Source organism: Pseudomonas sp. MT92 (assembly GCF_058792515.1).
The window spans coordinates 17,287-35,394 of record NZ_JBXAFA010000019.1 but is presented as its reverse complement, the minus strand read 5'-3'; the positions used below and the strand labels follow the sequence as shown (position 1 = coordinate 35,394).

Sequence of the window (18,108 nt, the reverse complement as noted above, 5' to 3'; positions counted from 1 at the left end):
GTAGCTTTTGTTACATCTGATGATTTTTTCTACGAAACTGGTCTCACACATGGCAAATCTGTTTATAGCGACCTCGTAGGTGCAGATGTTGTTGAAGTGAGAATTGGAAAGTCTACCTAGCAAAGCACCCCGTTCAGATATTGATACGCCAATGGATGCCGCTCATTCTCGAATAAATCCAGGGTCGGCCCGCTATCAAGCACACAGCCGCACCCATCTCTTACCCAGCAGACAGAAAGGTGATCAGCCAAACGTCGAGCTTGAGCCAGGTTATGAGTCACCATGAGCAGAGTGTAACGCCCCTTAAGGCTTGCAATCAGGCGCTCAACGGTAGCACTGGCGATTGGGTCCAATGCGCTACACGGCTCGTCGAGCAACAGCACGCGCGGCTGCAAGGCCAAGGCCCGGGCGAAACACAATCTCTGTTGTTGACCTCCAGAAAGCCCCAAAGCCGGCGCTTGCAGGCGATCTTTAACTTCGTCCCAAAGACCCGTGGACGTGAGCGCCTGTTCCATCCGTTGCTCCAGATCCGCCTTGTTCCGCACACCATGTTCGCGTAACGCAAATAGGATATTTTCGGCAATGCTCAGCGGGAATGGATTGGGTTGCTGGAATACCATGCCGACTTGACGACGTAACTGTTGAACGTCCATCTTTCCCCCCAGTACATCCTTGTCATCGATCAGCACACTTCCGCTCACCCGAGCGCCTGGAATTAAGTCGGTCATTCGATTGACCGCTGAGAGCATGCTACTTTTACCGCAACCACTGGGACCAACTACGGCCATCAGCTCACCTGATGCCACCTCTAAACTGGCATCCTGCAGGGCTGTATGATTGGCGTATCGTACGCTTAGAGATTGAATGCTGAGAGCTGGAGGGGCTGTTTCAGAGTTAATCATTTTTTGTCTCGCAGCTGAAAGTTTTTTTACCGATGCGCCAGGCCAGTAATTGAATAGCCATCGCAAAGCTAAGCAATACCAACGCGGTGGCACCTGAGGACGGTCCACCACCAGAAACATTCATAGCCAAGTCGTAAATATGCACAGCAAGCGTACGGCCCGAATCAAACACGCTCTCTGGCCAACGCATCACATATCCTGCGGTAAACAACAACACCGCGGTTTCGGCTAATGCGCGCCCGGCACTGAGTACTAGAGCGCCGGCGATACCAGGAGCTGCGACTGGTAAGAGGATGCGTCGCAAGTAGCCAAATCGAGAGATGGCGAGCCCCGCGGCAGCCTGGTTGTAGGAGTTTGGACAATCGCGCAATGCTTGTTCGGTCCCCCGGATAAACAGCGGTAAAATCATGCAAGCCAACGTACATCCACCGGCCAGTAGCGAATATCCCCACCCCAACTCCACCACGAACACACGGTAACCGAACAACCCGAATACCACCGATGGCACTGCACCCAAGCCATCAAGCGCCCATTGTAAAAGTAAGTTAAGTCGGCTGTCGGGACGAACCTCTTGAGCAAGGAACAACGCAGCCCCCAGCCCCAATGGCAAAGCCAAACTCATACAAATCAGAAGCACCAGTGCAGTCGATAAAATGATTGGCCCAATCCCCCCTGCTCTCCCCGCTTGCAGCGGTTCATCAATCAGAAAGCTCCAACTTAAGCTTTGTAACCCCTCTCCGAACACCGAGATCAACAAACTGAGCGGAGCAACCATAACCAACAGTGCGAGCAGACCGAGAGCTCGACCACGCCAGAGCTCCGAATTACTCATGTCCTGCTCCCATAAATCCGCGCTAGGCCCATCAACAGTAATGCCAGAATTAGTAACAGCAGCCCGCTTACATATAAAGCCTCCAAGTGCGAACCTGTTGCATAGCTCATCTCCAGAGCGATGTTCGAAGTCAGCGTTCGTACCGGCTCGAAGGGCGTCATCGGCCATTGCACAACATTACCTGCGACCATCATCACCGCCATGGTTTCACCAAGCGCACGTCCAAGTTGCAGAAGTATGGAGGGCCATAGCCGAGGCCATGAGGCCGGTATCAAGACCCGGCGAATCACCGACCACTGTGAGACACCCAGGCTCAATGCAGGCGCCATATACCGATTGGAGGCCACACGTAACGTCGTATCTGCTTGCACAACCAGCAGCGGTAGAATCATCAGGGCCAGCACCAAACCTGCTGCCAGCAAGCTCGCACCAGGAGGTATCCATTGGTTGAGTAGCGGTACCAACACAACCAAACCCCATAAACCGTAAACCACCGAGGGAATACTGGCCATCAAGCGGATCATTGCGCTGTATGGTCGAGAAAGATAAACAGGCGCATAGAAGATCATCCACAGACTGACCAACAAACCTGTGGGGACTGCTAGTAATAGGGCCAACAGACTACTAAGCAACGATGCCCCTAACATGGCTTGTAAGCCGAACTCACCGTTTGAGGGTCGCCAATTAGCACTCATCAATCTAGCCGGGTCTTGAAGTAGAGGCCAGCTGGCCTGAGTCAGAAATAGTAGGATCAACAACAACAGGTTCGCCGCAATTAGAGCGCAGAGAAGACTCGCACTTCGCAAAAACCGGTCAGCGCTTGGTCGCAGTGATGAAGTAATGTTCAGCGACAAGATCGGCAACCTCCGAAGATTGGGAAAATTCAAGCAAGGCTTTCACATTGGCACTTGGATTCCCCCGAATCACCAGATTTAGGTCACGTTTCAATGGGTAACGACCATCTAATAAAGCCTCCGTCGAAGCCTGCTTTCCGTCCAAGGACAACAGTTTTATCGCGACTCCATGCTGAGACTCATATTCCGCACTGCCAATAGAGACATATCCAATTGCTAGCGGATTGCCAGCTACCGACTTGATACCCTGTTGATTGTCACCAATAACGAGGTCGGGCTTGATGTCATCATTGTTCAGTTTAAAATGTTTGAGAAACAACTCCAAGGTTGAGCGCCCTTCCGCTTTATGTACAAGCACAACAGGGCCAGGTGTAGCACCAAGCTCTCTCCAGTTTCCAATCTTCCGGGTATAAAGATTGACAACCTGTTCGCTGCTGATGTCGTTTAGCGGATTGTCACGATGTACGATCATTGCAATACCGTCTTTTGCAATCAAATACGGTGTTAGATCACTTTCATTAGTGTCTAGCGAGCGTGATGCCATGCCAATCGCCGCCAACCCGGAACGCGCATCTTGGATTCCGCGCGATGTCCCCCCGGCCTGAACGTCTACACGTATGCCCGGGTGGCCGGCTTCAAAACGCTTACCTATATCGACCATCAACGGTGCGATAGTGCTGGAGCCAGAGAGAGTGATGGTTTGTGTCTGCTCTTTCCCGCAGCCAGCCAATAAGGCAGCGGCGATAAGCGTTAAGCATATAGATAATTTTGACATCGTCATCACCGATCCTTAGCAACAAGTGGCTGCAACGGGGGTGCTTGTGAGCTGTTGTTCAAATGGTAGCCCCCCGCCGCAGCCTTCGAACATTCCAAAGTGCTTATTGAAGGTACCAATGAACTGAAAATGCGAATTAAATCGGGTGTCCTGCAGCATTCGCCAGGAATTACCACAGACAGGAAAGATACGACCAGTTTCAAAACGGTGATGCTTGTCTAATACGAACGCTGCAGGTGCACCTGGGATGCTGCCTTGATAGATTACTGCTTGGCCGTAGTCCTCGCAGGCCAATTCCAAATTATCAAGTTTGAACAACCGGTAGGTGGCTGAGAAGAAGCGAACGTCACCGAGCTTTTCTGCTAGAGTGGCATCATTGATCTCAATTGGCCGATCTTCGACCAGCCGTGGGTCATTAAATCCGTATCGACGAGCCAGATTCTCAAAGTCGCTCCAGTACATGGCCCCGCCTAAACATTCGCCATACAACACTTCATCCTGACGGAGTGATTCCGGTAAACGACGATCAGCGTAGATATCAGAGAAATACAACTCACCACCCGGTTTGAGCAAGCGATAAGCCTCACTCAATACTCTACCCTTGTCTGGGGAAAGGTTGATTACGCAGTTAGAAACAATTACGTCAAAGTCGGCATCAGCTAGCCCAAGCGCACCAAGGTCCTCGATATAACCTTCGAGAAACCGCACATTGGAAAACCCGAATTGCTGAGCATGATAATCGAGGTATGCGTCGGCTAAAGCTAATTGTTCGGTTGTCATATCGACCCCAACCACCGCACCGTTTTCCCCCACCACCTGCGCCAAGACATAACAATCACGACCTGAACCACTGCCGAGATCAAGTACTCGACAGCCCTCCAACAATGCGGGCGCAACCAGTCCACAGCCGTAGTAGCGGGCGCTGACCTCTGGATGGATCTTTGCTAAACATTGCTTAAGCCAAGTGGGTACATTGGAGACATCGCAGCATGCGCTGGTTTTCAGGTCCTCGTTGCTTTGCAGGACTTTGCCATAATAATTCTGAACAGATTCGCGCATGTGATTCCTCTGTGACCGTGATTCAAAACGTTAGGAGCGGCGAGTCACTCCGTTTGCAACCAGGTCAAAATCCTGGTGTGCCGTTGAGTACTGCTCTCGGTACTGATGAGTCGAGTCCAGATTTGTTACAAAGTCTTTTTCTTGATCCGACAATTGACCTCTAAAGGAGGTAGATTCTCAACCATAGCTTGGGGGGGGCAGAGTTCGCCGAGAGCCGCTCAGAACGTACTGGATAAGGAAAGTACGAAGCAGTTGAGAAATCAAGCTAGTAGCATATCGCCACTAATGCGGCCAGAGATTCATTCATGACTTACCTTAAACTTTGATAAGCGGGCAAAACATTAATATCAGAGATTCTCGAGAAGAGGATTAGTCGATACAAGTGCTAACATATTAAAAGCCGCTTTAGAAATATTCTTGTGCGATGAGGGCAGATTATAATCTGCCCTCATATCAAAATCATTGCAGTCCGACCCTGACGTCCTAAGTTGTGAGTGGAATTTTGCCTTACGGTTATAACGCTGCCGGTGTTAGGTCTCTGATGTTGAGCCAGTTCAAGTTGGCCTTGTTGATATTGCCGGGGACATCTTCTAACCAGCGGGCTTGGGCTTCTTTATGTACATTCAGGTATAGTTTTCCATCCACAACGCGCCACAACTGCGGATTTACATCCAGTTTTTTCCCGAATACGACGCCCATTGCACAGAAACCACCGAAAGCTGGTTTGTACTTTTCAGGATTTTTCTTGAAAGCGTCTCGATTATCGGTGTTAGCAAATCGATAGGTTGCTCCTTCGTTAACATCAATGAAATTTGATGTGCCGAGCTTCGGCCCTCCAGGAGTGAAGTATGAAACCGGGTCGTATCCTTGAAGTGCGATGCCATTGCTATCGACATTCAACGCACTAGTAGACTGTTCATCATAAGCATTAGCAGTTAACGGTATCGAAATTGATACCATCGCTGCAACCATCAGCACTGCAGTAGAAGCGATGATATTACGTCGTGAGAGATGAATAAGCGTTTTCATGTGGACCTCCAGAGTCATTAGATTTATGTCGCTTTTGCTGGTTAGTGATGAAAAATCAGCGTCAGACGACTATCGATAGATTACATCGCTGCTTGATACGTATGGTAACCAAACGTATCATAATAAGCACCATTCGTATCGATTAAGCTCTCATGGACAGACTGACGCATTTGCTGGACCAGTTCTCCTTGCATGCTGGAGTTTTTTACTCCGGTACGATTTGTGGGGAGCAATCCTTTCAGGCGATACCTTCGCGAGGTCATGTTCATCTGGTGAAGCGCGGGCCAGTCAAGTTGATTGGCGCTCAAGAAGACGTGATTGACGTGATTAATCCAACTTTATTGTTCTTACCGCGTCCTGAGCCCCATCGCTTACAAACAGATGAGTCTGCTGGAGCTGATATTATTTGTGGGACAGTTCAATTTGATGGTGGCCGAGCGAACCCCATAATAGACTCACTTCCCAATATACTAATGATCGAAGTTAGTGTCCTTCCTGGAGCTGATAGCGTAATCAACATGATGTTCGAAGAGTCTCTCTCTATACGTAGCGGAAGACAAGCTGTAATGGATCGCCTTTTTGAAGTACTGATGATTTTATTGCTTCGCTATTGTGTCGAACAGGGATTAACGCATGCTGGTACATTGGCGGGATTGTCAGATATCCGATTAGCCAAAACGCTCATTGCCGTGCACAATAATCCTGCTCACGAATGGAATATAAGTTCTATGGCATCGCTTGCGGGGATGTCCCGCGCTCGTTTTTCCTATCACTTTCGCTTGGTTACAGGTGACACTCCTGCTGATTATCTTGCCTCATGGCGCGTCATGATTGCGCAGAGACTTTTGATGAGTGGATTTCCTCTTAAACAGGTTGCTTACGATGTCGGTTATGGTAGCGCTAGCGCTTTGACTCGAGCTTTTTTCCGTAAAATAGGTTGCACACCGAATGAATGGATCAAGCAATAAGTAAGTGAGGCGCAACAAAGGAATTTAACCTTGCAGAGACATTAAACGTTTCAGTTATACGACATTTTTTTGAAACCATGATGATTAACGTACACAACTTATACCTAGTCACATCAAACGATATTATCTCTAACTTTGTATAGTTCAGTTATATACGTCACCCCCTATGCAATCTTCAATATAACTGGCGATAGACTCGTTTTATTTGAAGTGTCAAGGATTCCCTCACGGATATATTACTACGTTTTGTCTAAAAAACACCTTAAGATGGTCGCTCTTGACTAGAACCCTGCTGTTAATTGATTACCGTTTAAATATTTCTGTTAATGTGGGTTGTCCAAGCACATTACTATCATCGGTAGTTTCGTGCACGGCGTGCATTTAACAGTGTTAGCTAATCGATGATATGCATCATATGTTAATGCTGCCCGATGCACTCCTTCAGCGCGATACTATACTTAAACTAGCGACCGAAAAATTTCACCTCACGCCATTAATCAATCGCTTTTTAGTAAGAATTGAGCATTCTGTTCAATCTCCTGATGTAACTCTTGAGTCACTGCAGCTATAATCTATCTTATTGGTGGAGCTCAGCTTTTTGGCATGTTAAAAGCCTCAATACTGCGATATGACAAGCGGTTCATTATCGCCAAGGAACACTATTTTTCGAGCAGGTTTGGATGTGCCAAGATACTGTTCTCAATCCAGTCACGATAATATCAAACAATAACGACAGAGTGGACAACCTGCTAATGGACATACAATATTCATGTGTTGGATGTGGTAAATGCTGCAATGATCACCATGTTCCATTGACGCTTAACGAATCTAAACGATGGGCGACAGATGGAGGGGCAGTAATCATATTGGTAGAAGCGTTTCTTGAAAATGGTTATGGCATACCAGAACATCAATTGAACCACGCACGCAGTCGCTCCCTTCTTGTCTCAAGTGGTGAAGCCAGAGCTTATATTGCGATTACATTCGCTGCATACAATGCCGGCCCATGTCGAAATTTGAGCTCAGATAATATGTGTAACATTTATGAGCGTCGCCCGTTGGTATGCCGAATTTATCCAATGGAAATTAATCCTCACATCCCATTGCGACCAGTTACAAAAGACTGCCCTCCGCATTCATGGGAGGCAGGGCCAGATTTGATTGTTGGTGGAAAGCTGGTCGATTCTGAGTTGGCGACTCTGATCGAGCAATCCCGACAGGCGGACCGGGACGAAATCATTACCAAGGAAGCGATTTGTACTCTATTGGGTATCTGCACGACTGCGTTGAAAGGCGATGGTTTCGCTACCTACTTACCAGATATGCCATCTTTCGCCGCAGCGATAGAGCAGGTTCAGAGACAATCGATTATTCCTCCCTCTGAATCCAACTGGTGCTTTCAACTTTCAGGCGACTCTATTGCAGACGCAATGAAACTTCATGGTGCCAAAATTTCGAATTCCGGCACAGGTATCTATACCTTCATCCCATTGCAACAGGTAAGCTCAGCACTTGGAAAGTGATGTGAAATAGCGCTCTGCTACAAGCGCGCAGCGTGTTTCATTCGACGAACTTATTGTGTTATTTGCGGCACGTCCATGAGTAGAGCAACGGTTAGATAGTTGCCTTTCAAAGTGCGCTATCAAAACCTGCGCCAGGGATGGCAATACATTTCTTAAATTGCATATACAAACTGTGCACCATTTGATACACCCAAGTGTATTTATGTTTTTTTGGCTTGACACATCATTTTCAATTTTAAAAAAAGGCCGTATAAATACGGCCTAATATCGGGGAGCGTGGAGCGACCCCTATTTTTCACCCAGTCCAGAGTGAAATCTTAAAATTGACAGAGCAAATAATCTTTACAGTTTGACCTGTATCAGCGCCAACTTATTTAGAACTTCTCTCAACCCAACCCCTAAGATACTGTTTAGATGACGACGACCTCTCTGTAGAGAGTAACTTCAACGTCTCGATGAATCTCCACGTCGAAAGGTATCCAGTGCCAATCGATCCTGATCCCGAAATGCTATAAGCACGAGGCTGCCAGCAAATATAATCAAAGAAGGATAGAAAAGTACATTGCTGCCCTCATACATCCAACCCCACGGATCAACAACAGACCTCATAACGGCAAAGAGCGAAGCCGCATTTAACAAAAGTTGTACGGAGTAGGTCCAGCGCCGTGCCAAACCCAAAACCACCAAGAGCCCGACCAGTATTTGTAGCGCCCCAGCCACCTGAAGGGCTGAATCTAACGTCAGGACCCCAAAATAAAACTTGTTCGCGACTGCCTTGCTATGCTCCAGGTTGAATACCTTATCTGCCCCCCAGATAACGAGTAACCAACCAAGTGAGATTCTTAAAAACAGCAGGGTCCAATTTTTCATAACGTTATTTTCTCCGTTTCTCACCTATACCGGAATTTGGTCTAGGTCGTAGTAATAGGCGCCTTAATACATGCGTCATTGTTTGCTGGCTCTATGACGAGTCATGAACCTTCGATCCAAATAGTCTTTCCACTTTCCTATAAAAGATCCTTCTGCAGTAAATCCCGCCCAACTCATCATCGCTCCTCCCTCACCGTCGGATAGCAAGGCTAGAGCAATTCGTTGCGGAACGTAGTTGGTAAATAGCTCCCCTTTAAGCGCAGACGCCAGGTTGGCAGCCAAAACAGGACCTTGTCGGACCGCATAGACACCATTTCGTGGAGTGCCAACAAGGTTGGCGCAATCACCTGCTGCAAAAATTTGCGGGTGAGAAACACTCTGCAGTGTGGGCGATACTTGGATGAATCCCTGTTCATTACAGCTAAGACCGGACTCGCAAAGCCACCCTAACGGGCTAGCGCCAGTGGTAAGGATCAGTCTTACACCTCTCCAAACGATTTCGCCTTTGGAGATGAGTGCCCCTCCTAGAATTCGGTCGACCGGGCAGCGCTCGTGGAGCTCAACACCCAGTTGATGTAGATGCCTAATTGCAGCACCACGCAAAGCAGGTGTATGTCCCGCCAAAATATTCGCGGCGCTAAAAAGCGCTAGCGATGGCACTGTTCGAGCTAGTGCTAGAGCCAGCTCTACCCCTGCTGCACCACCTCCTAATATCGCAAGTCTCTGAGGTTTCTTTTGCCATTGCTCCCAGCGTGAGATAAAGCTAGAAAATGGCTTAACTGGTAGCAACTCCATGCCTGCATCCTCCGATTCCGGAGGTCTAGGTAATGAGCCTAAGTTGAGTGAAAGCCATTCACTTTGTAGCGTTTCACCGGTATCTAGGTGAAGTAAATTAGCTTCTGGCTGGAGTGATGTAACGGCAGAACTTATAAACTCAATACCTGCTGCCTGACAAAGAGGTTGCAAGTCAATACGGCACTGATCCGTTTTGTAGCGACCGGTTAACAACGCCGGAAGCATGCCGGAATACCAAGCGTGTTGATCGGGAGAAATCAAACCTATCCGTCCACTGGGAGGTTTATCGCCTGCCCACAAACGCAGAACACCGAGGTGCGCATGACCTGCCCCCGCAAGCAACAAATCGAATTTATTGCTCACGAGATTTTGTCGCTCGAGGCCAGTGCTTCAGCCGGAAGTTGACTTTGACCTAGACGCCATTGATGAAACTTGCCCAACCAGCGCAATACACGTTGGGGTGCGTGCGCCCTCTTCCATTCACCCGCCGCATACTTGTTAGCTTCAGCTAGTGTGGGATAGATATGGATGGTGCCGAGGATTTTGTTAAGCCCGTAACCATGCTTCATCGCCGCAACATATTCGGTGATTAGGTCACCGGCATGTTCTCCAACTATGGTTACGCCGAGGATACGATCTTTGCCTGGCTCTGTTAGCACCTTGACGTAACCATGTGCGGCCTCATCAGCGATGGCGCGATCGAGATCGTCAAGTCCATAGCGAGTAACCTCATAGGCAATGCCTTGAGCTTTAGCATCCAATTCGTTGAGACCTACACGCGCCACCTCAGGATCAGTAAACGTGGCCCACGGAATCACTCGGTAATCCACCTTAAACCGTTTAAAACCATCAAATAGGCCATTTACGGCGGCATACCACGCCTGATGCGCCGAGGTATGGGTAAACTGATAGGGGCCAGTAACATCTCCCACAGCAAAGATGTTCGGGAAGCGCGTAGCCAAATATTCGTCGGTGTCCAATGTACCGTTGGCGCGTACCTCGAGCTGCAGCTCCTCAGCGCCAAAGTCTTTTACGTTAGCGACCCGTCCCAAGGCCAGCAGTACTTCGTCGAAAGGTAACTGCACCTCTTCGCCATCAACCAAGTTGATACATATGAGGTGTCGCTGACCATTGGTCAACTCAAATCTCACCGCTTTGTGTTGGAGACGTAAATCAACGCCGTCACCGCGCAGGCTAGCCATCACCGCTTCGCTGGCCTCGAAATCTTCACGAATAAGGAGGCGTTCGACCATTTCAACCTGAGTAACAGCACAGCCTAGGCGCTGGAATGCTTGCGCCAGCTCACAGCCAATCGGCCCACCACCGAGAACTAGCAGCCGCTTAGGACGCTCGCGCAGATCCCAAATATTGTCAGAGGTAAGCGGTTCCACCAATTCGATACCTGGAATTCTAGGCACAAGCGGCCGTGCGCCTGTAGCGATGACAATGGACCTCGTGTTCAAGGTTTGGCCATTGACTTCGACTGTCCATGGTGAGGTGATCTTCGCCTTACCCTCCACAACCTCAACACCGAGCCCGGTATAGCGCTCGATGGAGTCATGGGGCTCCACCTCTGATACCACTCGCTGAACACGCTGCATAACTGCGGCGAAATCCACCTCGCCACTGACGTTTTTGAAACCCAATTGCTCCGCCTTCTTTAGCTCATTGGCTAACTTGGCCGAGCGAATCAACGCTTTTGAGGGAACACAGCCTGTGTTTAAGCAGTCTCCACCCATTTTGTTTTTCTCGATAAGGGTTACCTTGGCCTTTACCGCCGCGGCTATATAAGCCGACACCAAACCGCCCGAACCGGCACCAATCACCACTAGATTTCGATCAAAAAACTTGGGCTTGACCCACCCTGAATAGACCTGGCGAGCCTTGAAAAAGCCAAGCAGCCTTCGCGATAGAATCGGCAAAAGACCTAGCAGCACAAAAGCACCAAGCAATCCCGGTGACAGAATCCCAGCTAGAGACTCCAGTTGTCCCAATTCTCGTCCCGCATTAACGAAGACTAATGTGCCCGGTAGCATGCCTAGCTGACTGATCCACCAAAAGGAAGAAGCTGATAATTTAGTCAGGCCGATGGCCAAGTTGATCAAAAAAAACGGAAATACTGGTACCAAGCGTAAAGCGAATAGATAGGAAGCCCCTTCGCGCTCAATGCCCTTGTCGATACCCGCCAAGCGGCGACTAAATTTTGCTTGCACCCAATCGCGTAACAGGAACCGGCTGATAAGCATGGCCAAGGTTGCCCCCAGAGTCGAAGCAAACGACACCAGTAAGGTGCCGCCAAGCAAACCGAACAATGCCCCTGCGACCAAGGTCATCAAAACTGCGCCGGGTAGTGAGAGTGAGGTGACGACGACATACAGTAGAAAGAATATCCCCCCAATTAAAAAAGGATTGGCCTCAACCTGGGCGTTCAACGCAGCTTGTTGGGCCTTAAGGGTCGATAGGTTGAGATATTCACCGAGATCAAGGGCAAAAAAACTGGCTATCAAGCCAAAGATCACTGCCAGTACTAGTAGCTTACGAACATTCATGGGAGACAGGCATCCTGTAGAGGGTTGGATTGGCATAGATGAAATCCGTGCAGCAGCGCCGAATGAGGCGTGCCGCTGGGCCCTTCGATCAGACGGTTCCAATATGAATAAGCTGCGGGGCTTTCTGATGGCCACTGTCGGCTGAAGTTGAGGAGAAAGCTTGTCTGGTCATAGACCAATGGTATTGCTTCCACAAATAGGTCATTTAACTGCGTTCTATATATCGCCAACGGATGTTGAGAGTTCGCGATTCGACTGACCAAGCCATAATGCGTACCGGCAAAATTGGGCATACCGGCTGCACCGTTGTTGATTACAACGCCCTCTGCCATCTTCAGTGCAGCCGGTGTGCATGTGTGGCTAGTCGCAAGTACCGAGACCCGTTGTTCGGTCATCCAGGTAGCCAGTTGTCGACGGCGAGAGGCGTTTTGTAAGGCCTCACGCGAACACTGCCAACCAGCCAGAGATTGTTCATCTCCATGAGTAATGGCTATACGATGACCATTTACGTTCACCAACGCGTAGGCTGGCCGGCTTGCCATTTTCTCACGGAGCCCAGGCAAGCCCATGAGCGTTGTACGCAAAGTACGATGTATAGCGTTGGACCAGTCAACAGTGTGTTCCGCAACGCTGTCAGGATAAGCGCAGCCACAGCCAGCGCCATTATCCCCACTGCGTCCGAGCTCGGTTTCAACATTCCCGCGCAGGGGTAAGTGCTGAATGAGCCGTTCTTCTATCTCGAGGAAAAGTTGCTGATCGCGATCAAACCAATGCGCGTCACCGTTGAATACAGCTTGCGCACCCGGTTCCTGCAGTAACAACTGTTCAAGCGCATCCAACGCCTGGAGATTGCCGTAAAGTCCTCCTACTACGTAGAGGCTCTGGCAACTCAGCTGTGTCTCACCACTGAATGCCGCCGAAGGTAGCCGGTAATCCAACGGACAATCGCGACCAGGACGCAAAGTCATTTTCAGGCCTCGCCACGCGCCGGATAATCTTTGGCAATGATGTAATCGACTGCTCCAAGAATTTCATCGAAATGAGGGCGAGCGAAAGGCATGGTATTGATTGAGGCCATGTACAAGGTGCCATTGGGGCGGATCAGATATACCCCTGGCTCCGAGAACAGCGCAGGCTCATCGGAACCTGGTGTAGCTTTTGAAATGTATAGTCCCCAGCGCCTAGCCTCCTCAATGCTCAAGCCGTAGCCTAGGCGTACGTTATTGATCGTCCAAATCTCTTGCGTTTTCTCGGCGCGCTCCCGGCTGTCACTAGAGAGAGCAATGACTTGAACACCCTTTTCGGCAAAACTTCCCACAAGCCCGTTGAGCTCTTGCAGAGACTTACGGCAAAGCGGGCAATGTAGCCCTCTGTAGAACACCAATAACGTAAAATTCGCAGGGGGCTCAACATTGAGGGTCCATTGCCCTTCCGGCACAAGGGATACACTCAAAGACGGCACTGGTTGACGAGGCATCAGCAACAACATAGCAATCTCCTAACATTTCTCAGGTTGAAGAATTAACCCAGGCAACAGGTAGCCTAGGGTGCACAGCATTAGACCGTAAAGATTGGCGCCAAGAAGCAAGGCATATTTACCTTCACCAATTGCCCAACTTTCCGGTACCCAGCCAAGGACGAGTGATACACCCAATGCCATGCCAATCCAGAAACTCAAGTGAAAACTCAACCAAGTTGGGCGTATCAAACCATGAAGGATGAAAACCGGAGCAAGCCCTATCACCATCGTTCCACTGATGGTGGTTGCCTTAAGAATATCGGTACCGGCCATCATCGGTATGTTGCCTAGTACGGCAAAAACCACCATCGCCGCCATTCCAGCTCCGATAGCCTTCCGCCCTAGGTCATGTCCGGCTAGTGCTGGCAATTCACGCCCAGCCAACTTGGCCAAACTCGAGAAGGTCGAATCCAAGGTAGATCCCGCCGCAGAGACCATCACCACTGTCATCACCAGCAGGGCCACTACACCCATAGATTTTGCCAGTGCTGCCGGCACGTTGTCCGATACAGCGATATGAACCAGGCTGGCGTGAACCCCAATCAAGCTGAAGGCGAGGATAGAGAAAAAACCCAACACGCCGGCGATTACAAAGGAGCGGCGCATGGTTTTCTCTTCACTAATAAAACCGCGATCTGTTAGTACTGGGTCGTGGAACGGATAACTGAACACCTGTAATCCGGCGACAAGCAGCAGATCCACACCCGAATCGAGTGCCCAATGACTGGTACTGGCCAGTTCGATTGCACTGTGTTGTGGCAACACCAACCCGAGTACCCAGATCAGTGCTATTAAAAAAATTGCTGCTTGCGCTGCATCGGTCACGATTGAGCTGCGTAGACCGCCACGCAGGCTGTAGGCCAGGGTCACAGCGGTGAACAATAGGGCGGCAGCAATGAACGACAGACTGCCGGACTCTCCATAGTACCCTCCTACTACCGCCGTATTGCTCCACACCTCATTGAACAGTCGTATCAAAATTGCGGCTGTAAACGCGAGAGCCGCCGCCCGCCCATAGTGACTTGTCAAAAAGCTCACAAGGCTGGTAGCGCCAAAACGTCGGCGTAATCGAAAGATGACGAATCCGGCCAGAGGAATTGATAGCCAATAAGTCGCATATGCCAGACCACCCACCAGACCATAACTGGCCCCCAGATTGGCAGCATTGGTCACGGATTTTGCAAAAATCCAGCTAATGAAAATGCTGGAGGTCAGCAGCCAGGGAGCTGCGCGGCGACCTTTTGCATCTTCTCCATGAAAAAAGCCTCCTACGGTTACTGCGCGTGGTGACAGGGCGATCATAATCACGCCATAGACCACCAAAAAACCCCAAAAGAACACACCCAGTAAGCCATTCGTCTCCATTAAAATCATCCCTAGTCCTTGAGTGCGCCAGTACAACTTGAACCTTGACCTGCGGTACAGGCGTAGCAATGATCTCGAGTAACAATGCGATTACCTTCTAAACTTTGGCCGTTGAGCAAATCACGCAAATGAGGTCGATCGCGACCGATCAGGTCTGACAGTGGTAGTTCGAGCATCTGATTGAAGTCGCAGTCATATAGATAACCCTGCCAGTCGACACTGACCAGGCTGCGACACATTACGGCTTCGAGATTCTCTGGGCGGTAGCTGTCACGCAACAATTGCATGTAGCTGTTGAATTGGCCTTTACTCACCAGGGTGCTGCCAAAGCGGGCAATTGGTTGATTGGTAATGGTGAGTAGGTGGTTGAAGTGAATGCCAAAGTCCTCGGCCAGATGGACTTTGTAGTCAGTTTCAAGCTGCATCTGAGGTGGGGGAAGATTTGGGCCTTGCGGGTTGTAAACCAAGTTCAAGATGAGATCACTGCCGTCGATGCCGTACCCCAAGGCATTGAGTTTTTTAAGCCCCTTAATGCTGGCATCGAAAACGCCGTCACCGCGTTGTTTGTCGACGTTTCCCCGTGAGTAGCATGGCAAGGATGCACTGACTTCAACCCGCTGTTGCGCGAGGAAGTCGGCTAGATCCTCGTAACCCGGCTCACTCAAAATCGTCAGATTGCAGCGATCAATTACACGTAAACCTTCGCGCCGCGCATGGATGACAATCTCCCTGAAGCGCGGATGCATTTCAGGCGCTCCACCCGTTAGGTCGAGCGTATGAACCGAATGTGCATCAATAACCTGATGTAGCAACACGAGACTTTCATCGGTCATGGCTTCAGTGCGTGTTGGCCCGGCGTTGACATGACAATGCAGGCAGCGTTGGTTACACAAATAGGTAAGATTGACCTGCAGGGCTTCTAGCTGACCTCGGCGTATTGACGGGAAATCTAGAGCGTTCAGGAGAGGTAAGGTCGCGTGCATAGCAAGGGTTACTCTTGGGAGCTTCTGAGTTTGAGACTCAAGACAGGCCTGCGTTACAAACTAGCCGCTTGTATTTTGCTAGCGATATCGTCAAACCCTCCTAGAACAAGATCAGGCGCCACACCCCAAGGATCAAAATTCACCGTTGGATCGCGACGTAGCCAAGCGGTACGCAAACCGTAGTTAGCGGCCCCAATGACGTCGAAAGGATTGCTGGAGACCAGCCAAACCTCTCCTGCGGGCACCTCACATTGTTTGACGAGGTGTTCATATACAATTGGGTCCGGCTTGAAGGACCGCACGTCCTCAACGCTCAATACATCAATAAAGCTCTCTCGTAGCGTTGCATACCGCAAGAGGGCGTCGATGGCAGTTCGACTGCCGTTGGAGAAAGCAAACAGTCGGAGCTTTGAGCTTTGCAAGTCAGCCAGCCCCCCTTTCACGTCATCGAAAGCCTCCAGCTCTGTATAGGCATGCATCGCCTGCTCCTGCTCTGTGGTGCTAAGCGTCACACCATGGCTCTCACAAGCGAACAGAAGGGCGTCATGCGTACAAACAGAGAAGTCCTGATAATCGCGCATCAGTCCTCGTCGAAAGCTGTATTCCAACTGCTTCTGTCTCCAAAGCTCCGAGATAACCACAGATTTTTGGCCAACCAGCAATCCCAAGGCTCTCTCTACGGATTTTGTGTTGATCAACGTACCGTAGACATCGAAAGCGATTGTTGGAGTCATCTGGAGATCCTCAGTAGTGACGCTGATGCGGTCATATACGAACCGATCAGTCCAATTATAGGCAAAAAAATATCAGAAATTCGCCATGATTATTTCAATAACTGTAAGAATTTCTTTCCGAGCAATCCCGGATTTGACCTGAGTACGCAAACCACTCATCGCACAATGCATAAAAAGGGCAAGTGACGCGGGGTCTTTAGACTGGGATACCTCGCCACTTATTTTGGCTTGTTCGAAAGCTTCAACGAAGACTTCGCGAAAACGGCGAGTCGCAAGAAATATTAGCTTTTCTACAGATGGGTCATTGGTCGAAAACTCGTTTGCGACGTTCACGAGCATGCATCCACGCGGCCCGTGTCCAGGGGCTACGTCCTCAAGAACCGAGTTCAAACAGTTGCGAATGAAAGCCAAGGGGCTGGCAGCCCTGCCCAGCTCCTCCCGCATCAAGACAGCTCGCATATCGAAGTAACGGGTAAATGCAGCTTCAAACAAACTCTGCTTGTTACCAAAACTATCGTAGAGACTACTTTTCGACAGCCCAGTAGCTTGCAGTAGATCTTGCAGGCTGGTCGCTTCATAACCTTTGCGCCAAAAAAGCTGCATTGCGCTTTCTAGCACATATTCAGGGTTAAAAATTCTTGGGCGTCCACGATTCATGGGTGGATTATGGACTATTCGGTTCGCTATAGGAAGTGAGCCCCAAACACCAAGTCAGGAAGGATAAAGTCAATTTTTCCAAGGTGTATGAGCGCTTAGGTTTCGCGCTATACCCTGCTGCGGCTTTCACTAGTCAATTTCTCCACCGATGTAAGGACGCAAGCGTGCACCATAGCAATGCTTTTGACGCTGAGCGCCCAGCGGAGCTCCGCTGTCGTAGGCGTGCAAATCACTTGCTGAATTTGTTGAGATGTAACAACACGCACTGAAAGTCATCTATGTGAACAATCAGCGCTCAACCCAGGTGAGGCACTACCGGAGCACTTGATCACTTTCTTGCTAGGTCAAGTCAAAATGGCTCATGGTTTTGCTGCTGAAAGTGGATGCCTCATTTGGACCTCGAAATATTGCTATTCGTAGCGTAAGGTCCCAGTGCTGCTACTGTGGATGACTTGACGACGTGGTGCTATGCCTATGTTCGCCTCCCAATAACCTTGGCATTGATATGAAAACACTTGCTCGGCTCGGTATCTGCCTTCTGCTTTGCATTGCCCTTCCCTTCAACGGGATTGCTGGGCTTGCTGCGGCCACAGAGCTTTGCCCGATGAAGGCAGCAGGTGCGCCAAGCATCGGCGACAAAGCCCACAATTGTTGCCAAGACGAGGGTAACCACTCTGATCATGGAAACCCCTGC

17 protein-coding genes are annotated in these 18,108 nt (G+C 49.7%); 2 read left to right on the top strand and 15 right to left on the bottom strand.

What is annotated here, in order from left to right; translation table 11 throughout:
* Nucleotides 1-116: 116 nt before the first annotated feature.
* The 6 genes from AC1Q6D_RS28525 to AC1Q6D_RS28500 form a co-directional block, all read right to left on the bottom strand.
* A complete protein-coding gene (locus tag AC1Q6D_RS28525; protein ID WP_103404589.1) occupies nucleotides 117-902 on the bottom strand; it encodes a phosphate ABC transporter ATP-binding protein in 786 nt (261 codons plus the stop codon).
* Complete coding sequence (gene pstA, locus AC1Q6D_RS28520; RefSeq protein ID WP_103404590.1) at nucleotides 895-1,734, bottom strand: phosphate ABC transporter permease PstA; 840 nt, start codon at nucleotides 1,732-1,734, stop codon at nucleotides 895-897. Before pstA ends, AC1Q6D_RS28525 begins: the two co-directional genes overlap by 8 nt.
* Entirely contained in the window at nucleotides 1,731-2,540 is an 810-nt protein-coding gene (gene pstC, locus AC1Q6D_RS28515; protein WP_256590268.1) for a phosphate ABC transporter permease subunit PstC, read from the bottom strand. Before pstC ends, pstA begins: the two co-directional genes overlap by 4 nt.
* A gap of 7 nt (nucleotides 2,541-2,547) precedes the next feature.
* Nucleotides 2,548-3,369: a phosphate ABC transporter substrate-binding protein gene (locus AC1Q6D_RS28510; RefSeq protein ID WP_103404592.1), complete on the bottom strand. Its 822-nt coding sequence runs from the start codon at nucleotides 3,367-3,369 to the stop codon at nucleotides 2,548-2,550.
* A gap of 9 nt (nucleotides 3,370-3,378) precedes the next feature.
* Entirely contained in the window at nucleotides 3,379-4,422 is a 1,044-nt protein-coding gene (locus tag AC1Q6D_RS28505) for a methyltransferase domain-containing protein (protein WP_103404593.1), read from the bottom strand.
* A gap of 513 nt (nucleotides 4,423-4,935) precedes the next feature.
* A complete protein-coding gene (locus tag AC1Q6D_RS28500) occupies nucleotides 4,936-5,451 on the bottom strand; it encodes a YHS domain-containing (seleno)protein (RefSeq protein WP_103404594.1) in 516 nt (171 codons plus the stop codon).
* Between the two features lie 152 nt (nucleotides 5,452-5,603).
* Between AC1Q6D_RS28500 and AC1Q6D_RS28495 the strand changes: the two genes are divergently transcribed.
* The gene (locus tag AC1Q6D_RS28495; protein ID WP_103404595.1) at nucleotides 5,604-6,419 is read left to right on the top strand and encodes an AraC family transcriptional regulator; all 816 of its coding nucleotides are present in this window, start codon (nucleotides 5,604-5,606) and stop codon (nucleotides 6,417-6,419) included.
* A gap of 752 nt (nucleotides 6,420-7,171) precedes the next feature.
* The gene (locus tag AC1Q6D_RS28490) at nucleotides 7,172-7,942 is read left to right on the top strand and encodes a YkgJ family cysteine cluster protein (RefSeq protein WP_103404621.1); all 771 of its coding nucleotides are present in this window, start codon (nucleotides 7,172-7,174) and stop codon (nucleotides 7,940-7,942) included.
* 444 nt (nucleotides 7,943-8,386) lie between these two features.
* On the opposite strand, the gene AC1Q6D_RS28485 is transcribed toward AC1Q6D_RS28490, so the two are convergent.
* The 9 genes from AC1Q6D_RS28485 to AC1Q6D_RS28445 form a co-directional block, all read right to left on the bottom strand.
* Nucleotides 8,387-8,812, bottom strand: a complete 426-nt coding sequence (locus tag AC1Q6D_RS28485; protein WP_103404596.1) for a DoxX family membrane protein — start codon at nucleotides 8,810-8,812, stop codon at nucleotides 8,387-8,389.
* A 75-nt stretch (nucleotides 8,813-8,887) separates the two neighbouring features.
* On the bottom strand, nucleotides 8,888-9,970 hold the full coding sequence (locus AC1Q6D_RS28480) for an FAD-dependent oxidoreductase (protein ID WP_103404597.1): 1,083 nt from the start codon (nucleotides 9,968-9,970) through the stop codon (nucleotides 8,888-8,890).
* The gene (locus AC1Q6D_RS28475; protein ID WP_103404598.1) at nucleotides 9,967-12,156 is read right to left on the bottom strand and encodes a dihydrolipoyl dehydrogenase family protein; all 2,190 of its coding nucleotides are present in this window, start codon (nucleotides 12,154-12,156) and stop codon (nucleotides 9,967-9,969) included. Before AC1Q6D_RS28475 ends, AC1Q6D_RS28480 begins: the two co-directional genes overlap by 4 nt.
* On the bottom strand, nucleotides 12,153-13,124 hold the full coding sequence (locus tag AC1Q6D_RS28470) for a hypothetical protein (RefSeq protein WP_146041497.1): 972 nt from the start codon (nucleotides 13,122-13,124) through the stop codon (nucleotides 12,153-12,155). The genes AC1Q6D_RS28475 and AC1Q6D_RS28470 overlap by 4 nt, the downstream gene beginning before the upstream one ends.
* A 2-nt stretch (nucleotides 13,125-13,126) precedes the next feature.
* Complete coding sequence (locus AC1Q6D_RS28465; protein ID WP_103404600.1) at nucleotides 13,127-13,645, bottom strand: redoxin domain-containing protein; 519 nt, start codon at nucleotides 13,643-13,645, stop codon at nucleotides 13,127-13,129.
* 9 nt (nucleotides 13,646-13,654) lie between these two features.
* The gene (locus AC1Q6D_RS28460; protein WP_057978337.1) at nucleotides 13,655-15,040 is read right to left on the bottom strand and encodes an SLC5/6 family protein; all 1,386 of its coding nucleotides are present in this window, start codon (nucleotides 15,038-15,040) and stop codon (nucleotides 13,655-13,657) included.
* 11 nt (nucleotides 15,041-15,051) lie between these two features.
* Complete coding sequence (gene arsS, locus AC1Q6D_RS28455; protein WP_103404601.1) at nucleotides 15,052-16,023, bottom strand: arsenosugar biosynthesis radical SAM (seleno)protein ArsS; 972 nt, start codon at nucleotides 16,021-16,023, stop codon at nucleotides 15,052-15,054.
* 53 nt (nucleotides 16,024-16,076) lie between these two features.
* The gene (locus tag AC1Q6D_RS28450; RefSeq protein ID WP_103404602.1) at nucleotides 16,077-16,757 is read right to left on the bottom strand and encodes a haloacid dehalogenase type II; all 681 of its coding nucleotides are present in this window, start codon (nucleotides 16,755-16,757) and stop codon (nucleotides 16,077-16,079) included.
* 72 nt (nucleotides 16,758-16,829) lie between these two features.
* Entirely contained in the window at nucleotides 16,830-17,414 is a 585-nt protein-coding gene (locus AC1Q6D_RS28445; protein WP_256590264.1) for a TetR/AcrR family transcriptional regulator, read from the bottom strand.
* Nucleotides 17,415-18,108 lie beyond the last annotated feature (694 nt).

What these genes read in the sequence shown, in the direction of transcription:
- AC1Q6D_RS28500 (WP_103404594.1), bottom strand. Translation starts at nt 5,451, where the DNA reads ATGAAAACGCTTATTCATCTCTCACGACGTAATATCATCGCTTCTACT.
- AC1Q6D_RS28470 (WP_146041497.1), bottom strand. Translation starts at nt 13,124, where the DNA reads ATGACTTTGCGTCCTGGTCGCGATTGTCCGTTGGATTACCGGCTACCT.
- AC1Q6D_RS28510 (WP_103404592.1), bottom strand. Translation starts at nt 3,369, where the DNA reads ATGACGATGTCAAAATTATCTATATGCTTAACGCTTATCGCCGCTGCC.
- AC1Q6D_RS28490 (WP_103404621.1), top strand. Translation starts at nt 7,172, where the DNA reads ATGGACATACAATATTCATGTGTTGGATGTGGTAAATGCTGCAATGAT.
- arsS (WP_103404601.1), bottom strand. Translation starts at nt 16,023, where the DNA reads ATGCACGCGACCTTACCTCTCCTGAACGCTCTAGATTTCCCGTCAATA.
- AC1Q6D_RS28445 (WP_256590264.1), bottom strand. Translation starts at nt 17,414, where the DNA reads ATGAATCGTGGACGCCCAAGAATTTTTAACCCTGAATATGTGCTAGAA.
- AC1Q6D_RS28525 (WP_103404589.1), bottom strand. Translation starts at nt 902, where the DNA reads ATGATTAACTCTGAAACAGCCCCTCCAGCTCTCAGCATTCAATCTCTA.
- AC1Q6D_RS28495 (WP_103404595.1), top strand. Translation starts at nt 5,604, where the DNA reads ATGGACAGACTGACGCATTTGCTGGACCAGTTCTCCTTGCATGCTGGA.
- AC1Q6D_RS28475 (WP_103404598.1), bottom strand. Translation starts at nt 12,156, where the DNA reads ATGAATGTTCGTAAGCTACTAGTACTGGCAGTGATCTTTGGCTTGATA.
- AC1Q6D_RS28505 (WP_103404593.1), bottom strand. Translation starts at nt 4,422, where the DNA reads ATGCGCGAATCTGTTCAGAATTATTATGGCAAAGTCCTGCAAAGCAAC.
- AC1Q6D_RS28485 (WP_103404596.1), bottom strand. Translation starts at nt 8,812, where the DNA reads ATGAAAAATTGGACCCTGCTGTTTTTAAGAATCTCACTTGGTTGGTTA.
- AC1Q6D_RS28465 (WP_103404600.1), bottom strand. Translation starts at nt 13,645, where the DNA reads ATGTTGTTGCTGATGCCTCGTCAACCAGTGCCGTCTTTGAGTGTATCC.
- AC1Q6D_RS28450 (WP_103404602.1), bottom strand. Translation starts at nt 16,757, where the DNA reads ATGACTCCAACAATCGCTTTCGATGTCTACGGTACGTTGATCAACACA.
- AC1Q6D_RS28460 (WP_057978337.1), bottom strand. Translation starts at nt 15,040, where the DNA reads ATGGAGACGAATGGCTTACTGGGTGTGTTCTTTTGGGGTTTTTTGGTG.
- pstA (WP_103404590.1), bottom strand. Translation starts at nt 1,734, where the DNA reads ATGAGTAATTCGGAGCTCTGGCGTGGTCGAGCTCTCGGTCTGCTCGCA.